13 protein-coding genes are annotated in these 12,703 nt (G+C 51.1%); 4 read left to right on the top strand and 9 right to left on the bottom strand.

Annotated features, from left to right (window positions below; translation table 11 throughout):
* The first annotated feature begins 385 nt into the window (after nucleotides 1-385).
* Nucleotides 386-1,765: a Hint domain-containing protein gene (locus tag WNY38_RS01785; protein WP_342855596.1), complete on the top strand. Its 1,380-nt coding sequence runs from the start codon at nucleotides 386-388 to the stop codon at nucleotides 1,763-1,765.
* 156 nt (nucleotides 1,766-1,921) lie between these two features.
* Here WNY38_RS01785 and WNY38_RS01780 read toward each other — a convergent pair whose 3' ends face one another.
* From WNY38_RS01780 to WNY38_RS01755, 6 genes are all read right to left on the bottom strand, one after another.
* On the bottom strand, nucleotides 1,922-3,187 hold the full coding sequence (locus WNY38_RS01780; RefSeq protein ID WP_342855809.1) for a branched-chain amino acid ABC transporter permease: 1,266 nt from the start codon (nucleotides 3,185-3,187) through the stop codon (nucleotides 1,922-1,924).
* Between the two features lie 59 nt (nucleotides 3,188-3,246).
* Nucleotides 3,247-4,257, bottom strand: a complete 1,011-nt coding sequence (locus tag WNY38_RS01775) for a branched-chain amino acid ABC transporter permease (RefSeq protein WP_342855595.1) — start codon at nucleotides 4,255-4,257, stop codon at nucleotides 3,247-3,249.
* Nucleotides 4,257-4,673: a hypothetical protein gene (locus WNY38_RS01770; RefSeq protein WP_342855594.1), complete on the bottom strand. Its 417-nt coding sequence runs from the start codon at nucleotides 4,671-4,673 to the stop codon at nucleotides 4,257-4,259. The genes WNY38_RS01775 and WNY38_RS01770 overlap by 1 nt, the downstream gene beginning before the upstream one ends.
* 3 nt (nucleotides 4,674-4,676) lie before the next feature.
* Nucleotides 4,677-5,381 (bottom strand): ABC transporter ATP-binding protein, encoded by a 705-nt coding sequence (locus WNY38_RS01765; RefSeq protein ID WP_342855593.1) that lies wholly within the window; start codon nucleotides 5,379-5,381, stop codon nucleotides 4,677-4,679.
* Nucleotides 5,378-6,202 (bottom strand): ABC transporter ATP-binding protein, encoded by an 825-nt coding sequence (locus WNY38_RS01760; protein ID WP_342855592.1) that lies wholly within the window; start codon nucleotides 6,200-6,202, stop codon nucleotides 5,378-5,380. Before WNY38_RS01760 ends, WNY38_RS01765 begins: the two co-directional genes overlap by 4 nt.
* Before the next feature lie 92 nt (nucleotides 6,203-6,294).
* Complete coding sequence (locus tag WNY38_RS01755; RefSeq protein WP_342855591.1) at nucleotides 6,295-7,479, bottom strand: ABC transporter substrate-binding protein; 1,185 nt, start codon at nucleotides 7,477-7,479, stop codon at nucleotides 6,295-6,297.
* Between the two features lie 521 nt (nucleotides 7,480-8,000).
* Here WNY38_RS01755 and WNY38_RS01750 point away from each other — a divergent pair.
* Nucleotides 8,001-9,347, top strand: a complete 1,347-nt coding sequence (locus tag WNY38_RS01750; protein ID WP_342855590.1) for a 3-deoxy-7-phosphoheptulonate synthase class II — start codon at nucleotides 8,001-8,003, stop codon at nucleotides 9,345-9,347.
* A 173-nt stretch (nucleotides 9,348-9,520) separates the two neighbouring features.
* On the opposite strand, the gene WNY38_RS01745 is transcribed toward WNY38_RS01750, so the two are convergent.
* Complete coding sequence (locus tag WNY38_RS01745) at nucleotides 9,521-10,255, bottom strand: PAS domain-containing protein (protein ID WP_342855589.1); 735 nt, start codon at nucleotides 10,253-10,255, stop codon at nucleotides 9,521-9,523.
* Between the two features lie 573 nt (nucleotides 10,256-10,828).
* Here WNY38_RS01745 and gmk point away from each other — a divergent pair.
* Nucleotides 10,829-11,476 (top strand): guanylate kinase, encoded by a 648-nt coding sequence (gene gmk / locus WNY38_RS01740; protein WP_342855588.1) that lies wholly within the window; start codon nucleotides 10,829-10,831, stop codon nucleotides 11,474-11,476.
* Complete coding sequence (locus WNY38_RS01735; protein ID WP_342855587.1) at nucleotides 11,473-12,003, top strand: gamma carbonic anhydrase family protein; 531 nt, start codon at nucleotides 11,473-11,475, stop codon at nucleotides 12,001-12,003. The genes gmk and WNY38_RS01735 overlap by 4 nt, the downstream gene beginning before the upstream one ends.
* A gap of 58 nt (nucleotides 12,004-12,061) precedes the next feature.
* On the opposite strand, the gene WNY38_RS01730 is transcribed toward WNY38_RS01735, so the two are convergent.
* Entirely contained in the window at nucleotides 12,062-12,475 is a 414-nt protein-coding gene (locus WNY38_RS01730) for a hypothetical protein (RefSeq protein ID WP_342855586.1), read from the bottom strand.
* 33 nt (nucleotides 12,476-12,508) lie between these two features.
* Nucleotides 12,509-12,646, bottom strand: a complete 138-nt coding sequence (locus WNY38_RS01725; protein WP_342855585.1) for a hypothetical protein — start codon at nucleotides 12,644-12,646, stop codon at nucleotides 12,509-12,511.
* Nucleotides 12,647-12,703: the final 57 nt, after the last annotated feature.

Below are 12,703 nucleotides of genomic sequence, written 5' to 3'. Positions count from 1 at the left end.
TCCATATTTGATCAAAATATCAAATATCTGTGCAGCCGTTTCCCAACGCGAAACGCCCGACTATTTTTTATAACTTTTCTACATTTTTTGCACAAAGCTTCACCGATATAGTGCCGATACTACATTATTTGCAATAATTTCAATTGGATGCGAAGCGTTTTGCACCATATTTCCTGCATTTTATGGGGTCAAACTTGCCGCAGAGCAGCAAAAATACGCAAATTGCGGAATGTTCGCACAATCCCCCTCTATCAGGCCCCTAAATTCATGGTAAGAAAAAATTAAGATTGCAAATGCAGGATTAAATGCAAGGCGACAGGCCAGTTGCCTCTGACATTTTTTGATTCCGAACGACTTTTACGCCTACACTAAATGGGGATGTATCATGGCCAAGATTTATGGCGACAGCGGTGATAATGAAATAGACGGCACATCTGGTGAAGACACAATTAAAGGCTATAGCGGTGATGACACCATCGACGGTGGCGGCGGCAATGATGACATCTATGGTGGCGACGGCGATGATACGATTTACGGTGGCGATGGCAATGATGACATCTCTGGCGGTGACGGCGATGATACGATTTACGGTGGCGATGGCCGTGATGAGATCGAAGGCAATGATGGCGATGACACGCTCTACGGCGGTGATGGCCGTGATGAGATCGACGGCGGTGACGGCGACGACTACATAGATGGCGGTGATGGCGACGACGAGATCGAAGGCCGAGATGGCGATGACACGATCTATGGCGGCGACGGCGATGACGACATCGAAGGCAATGACGGCGATGACTATATCGATGGCGGTGATGGCGACGATGTTATCGATGGCGGGAGTGGTGACGATACGATCTATGGTGGCGACGGCGATGACGACATCGAAGGCGGCTCCGGCGATGATACGATCTACCTAGATGGCGGCGATGACACGGTCGACGGGGAAAAAGGCGATGATACCTTTATTATTGCCGCGTCGAGCGACAGCACTATCGAAGGTGGCGAAGACAGCGATGGCGACGATGTAGATGTCATTCAGCTGAGCAGAAGTGATTACGATTACGCCGACTATACCGTAGCTTATGATAAAGACGACTCGGAAAGTGGCACCATTTATCTTTATGACGATGATGGTGAACTGACGGGCACGATCACTTTCTCTGAAATTGAATCGATCGTTTGTTTCACACCAGGCACTGCTATTGCGACTCCGCAGGGCGAAGTGGGTGCTGAAACATTGAAAGAGGGCGACAAAGTCTTCACACGCGACAACGGCGTACAGGAAATTCGTTGGGTTGGTCAAAAAGATGTCACCGAACTTGATTTCGCCTGCCAAGAGTCTTTGGCGCCTGTGCTGATCCAAAAAGGTGCTTTGGGCAACGGCTTGCCTCAACGAGATCTGATGGTCTCGCCACAGCACCGTGTTTTGCTCAATTCAGAGCGCGCGCAGCTTTACTTCGAGGAACGCGAAGTTCTGGCGCCTGCAGTCCATTTGGTCGGCATGCCGGGTATTTCGCGGGCACGCCCTGCCAGAACATCTTACGTGCACTTTATGTGTGATAATCATGAAGTTGTATTGTCCAACGGTGCTTGGACGGAAACGTTCCAACCCGGTGAGGCATCTCTTAAAGGGTTGCAATCTGCGCAGCGTGATGAAGTGTTTTCTCTCTTTCCAGAACTCGCAACGAAGGACGGTTTGACCGATTACGAGTCTGCACGAAAATCTTTGAAAAAGCATGAAACACGCCTTTTGTTTGCAAGCTAAAACGTTTGACACTGGCACATGACGAATAGGGCGGCCTTCGGGTCGCCTTTTTGCATTTGCAGAGGCCCAATTGAAATACGACGTCGGTTTCATAAAACGAAAAAAAGGGCGCACCAAATACGGCGCGCCCTTTGTCAATTGATCTATGGAAAAGCCCTAGCGTTCGGGCAGCAACCCGCGCGGATTAAACCTAAGAACAAAGAGCAACACCAGTCCCATCGTGAACGGACGGATGTAGACCATGCGATCCATGATGACCTCCTTTATACCGCTGTCATCCGCCAACCCAGAGGTCAGAACTTGGGCTATGAAACGACCAATCGGTTCGACTTCGACCCAAAGGAACCAAATGAATAGGCCGCCCAGAACCGCGCCCCAATTGTTGCCAGACCCGCCAACAATCACCATGACCCAGACCAGAAAGGTAAAGCGCAGCGGCTGGTAGGACGCTGGCGTCAATTGGCCGTCCAAAGTGGTCATCATCGCGCCAGCCAAACCACAAATGGCCGCCCCAAGCACAAAGATCTGCAGATGACGCCCTGTGACGTCTTTGCCCATGGCCTCAGACGACACTTCATTGTCACGAATCGCGCGCATCATCCGCCCCCAAGGCGAATTGAGCGCCAGCTGCATGGCTGTGATCAGCAATAGGATAACCGCCAAAAACAGGCCCGCATAGCAAAGCTTGACGAAAATACTGGACGCGGTGACAGGATCAGCGCCGATGGATTGCATCATTCCGATGAACCATTCGCTTTGCTGTAAATCGATTTCATAAGGCACAGGGCGGGGCAGGCCGATGACGTTTTTCACGCCGCGGCCCATCCAATCTTCATTTTTCATCACCGCGATAATGATTTCAGCAATGCCAAGCGTCGCGATTGCCAAGTAATCAGACCGCAGACCCAAAGCGGTTTTCGCCACCAGCCATGCAGCCCCCGCAGCGAACAAACCGCCAACCGGCCAAGCAATCAAGACCGGTAGGCCAAGCCCTCCAAGATTACCTGAAATCGCTGGGTTCACAGATTCAATGGCTGCAACAGCAGGATCAAATACGGCACGGAAAATAAAGAACCCCGCAATGATCCAAGCCGTTACGATAATCGCGCGCACCCGACCTTTGGCAAGTTTTTTCCACAGCAGGATCGCGCCAACAATTGTGCCAACGCCCAGCATAAGCGCAAAGAGCACTCGGGCACCGCCCGCTTGCCAAGCCTCACCAACGGGAGAGGTCGAAACAAGCACGACGGCCAGTCCGCCCAATGCGACAAAGCCCATAACGCCAACGTTAAACAGACCTGCAAAGCCCCATTGCAGGTTCACACCAAGCGCCATAATCGCGGAAATCAGCCCCATGTTCAAAATGAATAAAGCCGAATTCCAAGACTGGATAAAGCCGACAGCGATGATGAGGGCTGCCATAGCGCCAAAGTACAAAGGCGCGCGGTAAGCAGAAGTCGGGGTTTGATTTTGAGAATGGCTCATACCGATTTCCCCTTAAACAGACCTGTTGGTTTGAACAGTAAAACGATGATCAAAATCGCAAACGACACAGCGAATTTGTAATCGGTGGACAAGAGCTGCACCAATCCGTCGGGGGCCCAACTCTCTGGCACCAGATAGGTGAGAACTTTTTTGAACGCATAGGTCAGCGTCACTTCGGAAAAGGCGATGACAAAGCCGCCAGCAATGGCGCCCAAAGGTGACCCAAGCCCGCCGACGATGGCAGACGCGAATATGGGTAGTAAAAGTTGCATGTATATGAATGGCTTAAACGACTTATCTAATCCATAAAGCGTGCCTGCGACCGTGGCCAAAGCCGCCACGATCAACCAAGTGATTGTCACAACACGTTCAGGATTGATGCCTGACAAAAGCGCCAAATCTTCGTTATCTGCGTAGGCGCGCATCGATTTCCCTGTGCGAGTTCTGTTCAAAAACCAAAACAATGCCGCCACAACGATGATCGCCGCCACCACGGTAATGACTTGCGTCGTGCGGATGGCAAGGCCCTCGGACAGGCCTGTCATGGTTTTGAAATCGCGGGCTGTGATGATGAAACGTTCCCCATCCGCAAAGCGTCGATCATCGGTGCCAACGAACATCCGTACCGCGCCGTTCATCACAAACATGACGCCCATCGATACGATCACCAACATCACGGGCGCCGCTTTGACCTTGCGATAGAACCGGTACACCACGCGATCGGTGGCAAGCACCAAAGCCATGGTACACAGGATCGCAAACGGCAAAGCGAGCAGGGCGGTGGGCAAGGGGCCAAAGCTGATCCCAACAGATTTCATCGCGGCGGTGATCAACACGGTAAACATCGTGCCGAACGCCATGGTGTCGCCGTGGGCAAAATTTGAGAACCGCAAAATTCCGTAAATAAGCGTGACCCCAAGGGCCCCAAGCGCAAGCTGTGCGCCATAAGCAGTACCCGGCACGAGTACAAAGTTCGCAAATGCCACTAAGGCATTGAGAATATCCATCAATTCACCCTCTCACATGTGCCCTGAAAATAGGTTTCTTTTTGTGTGTCACGCAGATCTGGAACGCGGTGCATCAAGGTGAAGGCCTTTGTCGTGATTTCAAGCTCATATGTTCCACCGCCTTGTTCGTCAAAAAGCCCTGACATTTGTCCGGCAACCGCTGTCACAGAGCCGGTCAATTTGCGTCCGTTATCAAACTGCATTTCGCCATCGAAATTATCACCGCGTTTAAACTTCAGCGGCGCTGATCCATCACGGCAATTGGCGGCGCTGCCTTCGCAGATGATATCGGACAAGCAAAACAGCTCGGCTGGCAGGTTGCTTTTTTGGTTTTCCACATAGGATGTGTAGACGTAAATCGGCACACCGATCACAATCGGAGCAAACACAAGTGTTGGAACGACCAGTCTGAGCATAGTCTAACCCCCCAAGAAAGTGCGGCGCACTTCAGGGTTCGCGAGCAAGGCAACGCCTGTGTCGGTATAGGCATTAGCGCCTTGCACCAAAACATAGCCTTTATCTGCGATATCAAGCGCTTGTCTGGCGTTTTGTTCCACCATCAGCACTGCGATACCTGTTTTGGCCACCTCGATAATCCGGTCGAACAATTCATCCATAACTATGGGCGAGACGCCTGCCGTTGGCTCGTCCAGCATCAGCAATTTGGGTTTTGTCATCAAGGCGCGGCTGACCGCAACCTGTTGACGTTGACCGCCGGACAATTCGCCTGCGTTCTGATTGCGCTTTTCATAGACCGCGGGAAAAATTTCATAAACCTGTTCCATGGTTTCGCGAAAATCATCGGTACGAATGAACGCGCCCATTTCCAGATTTTCCGCAACCGTCATAGTCGGAAAGATGTTTGAAGTCTGTGGCACGAACCCCATGCCTTTGTAGACGCGTTCTTGCGGGGACAGTTTGGTGATATCCTCACCGTCCAGCACAACGGACCCGGTGTGGATATTCAGCATCCCAAACACGGCCTTCATCGCTGTGGATTTTCCGGCACCATTCGGGCCAACGATCACTGCGATTTCGCCTTGCTCGACCGACAATTCGCAATCATGCAAAATATCCGCACCGCCGTAGCCGCCAGTCATATGGGTGGCACTCAAATAGCTCATGATGTGCTCTCCGATGCTGCAGGGGTGGCGTCTTTGGTCAGGCCTTCAGTGGCTTCTTTGTTTTTGATTCCCGTGCCAAGATAGGCCTCGATCACCTGTTCATTTTGCATGATGTCTTCGGCTGATCCTGTCGCCATCACTTGGCCTGCGGCCATAACGATCACCGGATCACAGAGCATTTTGATGAACTCCATATCGTGTTCGATCATACAAAATGTATACCCACGCTCAGTGTTCAGACGCTTGATCGCATCGGCAATTGTGTAAAGCAGGGTGCGGTTCACGCCTGCGCCCACTTCGTCCAAAAACACGATTTTAGCGTCGACCATCATGGTACGGCCCAGTTCGACGAGCTTTTTTTGACCGCCTGAGATATTGCCAGCCTTCTCATCCGCGATGTGAGAAATTGTCAAAAATTCAAGGACTTCATCGGCTTTTTTGCGCAAAGTCGCTTCTTCGATCGCAATCTGACCGCGTTTAAACCAAGCGTTCCAAAGCGTTTCACCCGATTGATTGGCTGGCACCATCATCAGGTTTTCGCGCACCGTCATGGTGGAAAATTCATGCGCGATCTGAAAGGTCCGCAATATGCCTTTGTGGAACAATTGATGCGGTTTCAGGCCTGTGACGTCTTCGCCATCAAATAAAATTTGTCCACTTGTAGGCGTTAATACACCCGCGATGCAGTTGAAAAGCGACGTTTTTCCCGCGCCATTTGGGCCAATGAGACCCGTTATGGAACCTTCCTTGATGGAAAGCGATGCCCCGTCCACCGCGCGAAATCCGCCGAAATGCATGTGTAAATCACGCACTTCGATCATATAGCTATCCCCTTGGATTTACCGTTTTTTCTTGGATCGGCTATGCAAACAGCCCGAGATGAGATCTCGGGCTGCGCATAATGTCTAACCGACTAGCGGTAGCCAACAGTGGTGATTTTACCGTCTTTGACAATAATTTCACGGTAAGATCCAGCCGCTTCGCCGGGCTCGATCAACTCTGCAGCGGTGCCGCCGACATAGTCAATTTCACCACCTGCGGCGAGGATATCGAGGGCTTTGGCCAATTCACCTGGGAAGATTTCCTCACCCGGCGCATTGGCAACATCCATCACGAAGTCTTTGTAAACCTGTGGATCCGTTGATCCAGCCGCTTGCATTGCCAGCAAGATCAGAGCGCCTGCGTCATAGGACTCAGGTGCGTAAGGTGCTGTGCCGTTGTAGCCGTTTGCTTCGCCAATCGCGACGAGCAGCTCGCCACCTGGGGAATCTGACCCTGGAACTTGACCAGTCGCACCTTCGATTTCAGTGCCAAAACGCTCTTCCAATGAAGCGCCGATCATCGCATCGGGCAGGTGGAAGCGATCAAAGGCACCTGTGTCGAGTGCTGCGCGAATGATGCCAGGGCCACCTTGGTCGATGTAACCAACAACAACAAGAATATCACCGCCAGCAGACGCCAATGCGCCGACTTCGGCAGAGTAATCCGCTTTGCCATCTTCATGGGATGTGTTGATTGTGACTTTGCCGCCCATTGCTGTGTAGGACGTTTCAAACGCATCGGCCAAGCCTTTGCCGTAGTCGTTGTTTGTGTAGGTGACAGCTGCGGTCTTTATGCCTTTTTCAAGCAATGATTCAGCCATAACTTGACCTTGGCGCGCATCAGATGGGGAAGCGCGGAAGAACAGGCCGTTGTCTTCGATGGTTGTCAAAGATGGGGATGTCGCGGATGGCGAGAACATCACCATGCCGTTTGGCACCGCAACATTGGTCAAAGCCGCACCTGTCGCACCGGAACACAAGGCACCAACAAGGCCGACGATACCGTCGGATGTGATCATGCGTTCTGCAACAGAAGACGCAACTGCGGCATCCGTACATGTAGAATCGCCCTCAACGAGCGCGACGGTTGTGCCCCCCAAGAACTTGCCGCTGTCTGAGATTTCTTTTACCGCAGCGCGCACGCCGCCAGCCATGTCCGCTGCCAAAGATTCAGCAGGACCAGAAAATCCAAGCATCAGACCCAGTTTGATTTCGTCGGCATATGACGCGCCAGCAATAAGTGTTGTAGCCGCAGTGGCCAGTAGAATTTTTTTCATCGAGAAACTCCAAGTTGAATCATTGTCCTGATGAAAGCGTAGATCGGCAATTTCGAAATGAAAAGCACAGAGACGTCCATACGCGCTGGCCATGTTTTTTTCGACGTAATGCATCAAATAGCGCGCTGTTTTAGTCCAAATGTACAAAAATGCCCATTTTTAGCACCAAACGGTGAGGTTGCGATCTCCTGCGGTGTGTGAGCGGGATGTAAAAATACCCTGAGATCGAAGGTTTTTTTAAGAATCAACCGATGATCACGTTACGTCATGGCGGTCATCTAGGTCTGTTTGAAAGAGCTACGAAGAGCACTTTGGGGCCAGATCACCCCAAATTTGGTGTGGTTATGGAACGAGTTTGCATCTTTCACGTACGTTCATTGTGCAATTGCCCCTAAATTGCGCATCTTTTTTTACCATTTTGGGTTTTCCAACCCAAGACCTGCGCCTATAACGCTTGGGCTGCTCGCGCTAAAACTCTGCGTCACGCGGCATAAATGAATTAATTTCCCGGAGTAGAGACAATGACGGATTGGGTAAAATCAGCATGGCGTAACAAACCGCGTGTGCAAATGCCCGAGTATACGGACGAGGCAAAACTCAACGCGGTTGAGGCACAACTCTCCAAGTATCCTCCTCTTGTCTTTGCGGGCGAGACCAAAACACTAAAGTCACAACTGGCAGCGGCTTCGCGCGGTGAAGCGTTTTTGTTGCAAGGTGGCGATTGTGCGGAAAGCTTTGCTGAGTTCGGTGCAGACCAAATTCGCGATACATTCAAAGTGATGCTGCAAATGGCGATGGTTTTGACCTTTGGCGCTAAAGTGCCGGTGGTTAAAGTTGGTCGTATGGCGGGGCAATTTGCCAAGCCACGCTCTGCGCCGACAGAGACATCAAATGGTGTGGAGCTGCCAAGCTACCGCGGTGACATCATCAACGGGTTCGACTTCACACCTGAAGCGCGTATCCCCGACCCTGACCGCATGTTGCAGGCCTACACCCAAGCCGCGGCAAGCTTGAACTTGTTGCGCGCTTACTCAAAAGGTGGTTTTGCCGATGTGCACCGCGTGCATGGTTGGACTCTGGGCTTCACGGAGGCCGACGAAGCCGAGAAATACCGCGATATGGCCAATCGCATCCAAGACGCGCTGGATTTCATGCGCGCTGCGGGCATGACGTCTGACAATAATAATGAATTGAAAACAGTGGATTTCTACACCTCGCACGAAGCGTTGCTGTTGGAATACGAAGAGGCGTTGACCCGTGTGGACAGCACCTTGGGCGATACTGTTGCAGGATCGGGTCACATGATCTGGATCGGCGATCGCACACGTCAGCCTGATGGGGCGCATGTCGAATTCTGTTCTGGTGTGTCCAACCCAATCGGTTTGAAATGTGGTCCAACAACCACAACGGAAGACCTAAAAATCTTGATGAAAAAGCTCAACCCAGCAAACGAGGCAGGGCGCTTGACCTTGATCGCACGTTTTGGGGCCGGCAATGTCAAAGATCATCTGCCACGTTTGATCCAAGCTGTGAAAGAAGAGGGCGCAAACGTTGTTTGGTCTTGCGATCCGATGCACGGCAACACGATCAAATCAGACAGCGGCTATAAAACCCGTCCGTTTGAAAGCGTTTTGAGCGAAGTTCAGGAATTCTTTGAAATCCATCGCGAGCACGGTACCATTCCAGGTGGCGTTCACTTCGAGATGACGGGCGCGGATGTGACCGAATGCACCGGTGGTGCTATTGAAGTGACCGACGAAAATCTGGCAGATCGTTACCACACAGCCTGTGACCCACGCTTGAATGCGTCACAAGCTTTGGAACTTGCGTTTTTGGTGGCCGAAGAGCTGTCTAAAAACACACGCTAGGCGATCTGATATTTATTTTAAAAAAGGCCGGACCAAGTGTTCGGCCTTTTTTTATGCCAACAGATCTGGCCATTTTGATTAATCAAAAAAAACGCAGCCCCCAAGGCTGCGTTATCGAGTTGCGGATCAAGCTAGGTGAGATCTTTTAACGCAACGCGTGACGTCAGAAACAATCAATCATCGGTCGAGACAAGACGCAAAGCAGGTTTTCCCGTTGGGCGCGGTGCTTGTGGTGCGCCTTTTGCCGCAGTTGTCGTGTCTGTTTTTTGCTCAAGGTAGGCTTTGCGCGCTTCTGCGAACCCTTGTGGGATCGGGTTGCCTTTTGCTGTGATACCTTCTGGCATTGGCGCATCTTGAACGTCTCCCAAAAGTGGACGAGACACTGTTTCAACAGCTTCAAAGCGGCGCGGCTGGCGGCCGATATCGCCTTTGGATTGAAGGCAGCCCAGAATACGGTTCACATCGCCAAGGTCTGATTTAAGCGGACAAAGCAAAAGCTGTGCATCCAAAGTGCCACGACCGATGCCACGCTCACCTTTAAGGGTGATTGTTGTGATCTGTGGGGTATCACAAACAGCTTCGATCGCCGCAGAAATTTGAGCACGGCTCTCAGGTACAAACATCGCAGTCAGTGGCATGCCGCGCACTTCCATGCCCATCAAATCGGTGAGGTGCATACCGGCAAGGCGGAAGCGTGCAACACCAGGTGCGATACGCTCAAGAATGAAGGCAAATTCCAATGACGACTGCATACCACGTGGATCGATGTCAGCGCGTGCTGGCACTGGTCGACCGTTGCGCAAACCGTCCCAGTAGGCTTCCACATCACGCAGAGCTGGGAAAATAATTTCGTTGCGACGAGGCATAAGGGATACGACGTTTGAACCGCTGACATAATCAATTTTCATTTCATCACCTAATCGTTTCCAGCGTGGCTGTGTGCTGCGTTGTTCTGACTGAGCACTTTGTGTCTGTGCTTGCTTGACCCGTTTATGCCATGAGTTTGCCTGAATTGGTGAAATTTCCTAAGGAATGGTTAACATCGAGCGTCATTTGAGGGGCTGAAATGGCGCTTTTTGAGCATATACAACCAAATCAAAAACAACGCACGTTTTGGATATTTCATTAAAAACAATGGACTATAATAAAATTTCTAAAAACGGTCTTTGGATCATAAAAAGCGATCTTGAACCGGTCATTTGCGGGGCCAAATCGTAAAACGAGCTGGTAGCAACCGTAAAATTAACGATTGAGGCCGACTCAAACGTTGATTTGGGCCTTTAAAAAAGGACTGCCTTTCTGACATTCCCCAACGGTAAGACATCTTCTTGCCGCATTTGAGACGATCCAAATCACTTTGCGGGCTTAATATGCCTTATTGCTGCACTGCAGCCAAAATCACCCATAAAAGGCCAATCGTAGCGGTGGTCAAGACTCACAACGGGGACTATAGAAATACGGTCCATTATAGGGAGGGACTTATGTCAGCCGAACGCCGCGGACTTCTTATTATTTTGTCGTCGCCCTCGGGCGCAGGCAAATCCACGCTTGCCAAACGTTTGATGCAATGGGACGAAACGCTGAGCTTTTCCGTGTCTGCCACCACGCGCGCGCAGCGTCCCGGCGAGCAAAATGGCATAGATTACCATTTCACAGCCGAGGATGACTTTAAATCTATGGTCAGCAACGGTGAAATGCTTGAGCACGCTTTGGTCTTTGGCAATTACTATGGCTCGCCTGCGCGGCCTGTGCGTAAAGCCATTGAAGCGGGCGAGGACGTGTTGTTCGACGTAGACTGGCAAGGGGCGCAGCAAATCGCCAATTCCGCGCTGCGCGATCACGTGTTATCCGTATTTATTCTGCCGCCCTCTATCACAGAACTGCGCAGACGCTTAGAGACTCGCGGCCAAGACAGCGCAGAAGTGATCGAAAAGCGGATGCGTCAAAGCTGGGATGAAATCAGTCATTGGGATGGCTATGACTACGTTTTGGTGAATGACGATCTCGACACGTCGTTTGAACGTCTCAAAACCATCGTATCGGCTGAGCGTTTGCACCGCAGACAGCAACCAGGGTTGTTGGATGTGGTTCGCGGGTTACAAGCAGAATTCGAGGAGATTGAGACATGACTTTATTCACTTTAGACAATCACACACCCATTTTGCCCGAGAACGGCGACTACTGGGTGGCGCATGATGCCAATGTCATCGGCAAAGTCAGCTTGGGAGAGGGCGCGAGCATTTGGTTCGGGGCCACATTGCGCGGCGACAACGAAATGATTGATGTCGGTGCTGGCAGCAATATCCAAGAAAATGCAGTACTGCACACCGATATGGGGTCACCTTTGACCATCGGTGCAGGGTGTACGGTTGGGCATAAAGCCATGCTGCATGGCTGTACCTTGGGCGAGAATACTTTGGTTGGTATGGGCGCTATCGTGCTGAACGGCGCCAAGGTCGGCAAAAACTGCCTTATCGGGGCAGGGGCTTTGATCACTGAAAACAAAGAAATCCCTGATGGATCGCTTGTGATGGGCGCGCCCGGTAAAGTGGTGCGTCAATTGTCAGACGACCAAATTGATGCATTAAAACAATCCGCGGTACGCTACCAACAAAATGCGCGGCGGTTTCAAAACGGACTTAAAACCGTCGGCTAAGTGTCCACCTTATTGCAGCGCGCCAAGACGGCTATTGGTGTCCTGGCGCAGCTGGAACTTAATTCAAGCGTTTCGTTGCCGATAATTTTCCGCTGATGACATCAAAATCCAGCATTGGATGCGTGCTGCGCACTTCGCGGCAAATAATGTCGGGCCGAGGAATGTCTTCTAGTACCACGCGATACCGGCCTGAAAACTCGGTGCCTCCTAAGAATTCAGCCAGCTCCAAACAATCGAACGTCGTTCCAATAACAGGTGAGATCACCAAGTCAGGATTGATCGCTCGAAAGACGTTAGCGGACAAGTCCTTAAAGTCGAGATAAAAGACAGCCGAGGTTGAGGGCATTAAGGTCTCTGCCCCTTGAACATGAGCATACTCACCAACCAGTAGTGTCATTTTGTCATTGTCCTGCCGGTCATTGCGGGACATCGCAATCACATCAAAGAACCTAGAAGTTGAGATATTACCCATTTTTCGTCGCGTGACCCACTATTAGATATTCTGTTAGCCGACAGCAGAAGCGGAAACCCGTCCAAATGCAATATCGTTTTTGGCATTATTGGAAGAATTACCATTTTGCGAATCTTGAATACTAAAATCGAACAGCAGGCCAACTTCAACAACCTTAAAGAGAAAGCGCATGCACAACCGTCACATACGCGTCATACTATGGCAGTATTCAAAGCAGCACTTTTAGAA

The organism is Pacificibacter sp. AS14, from assembly GCF_038899935.1.
In the GTDB taxonomy this organism is placed as follows: Bacteria; Pseudomonadota; Alphaproteobacteria; order Rhodobacterales; family Rhodobacteraceae; genus Celeribacter.
Note: the sequence above shows the minus strand (reverse complement) of the source record. Positions and strands in the feature narration are given on the sequence as shown.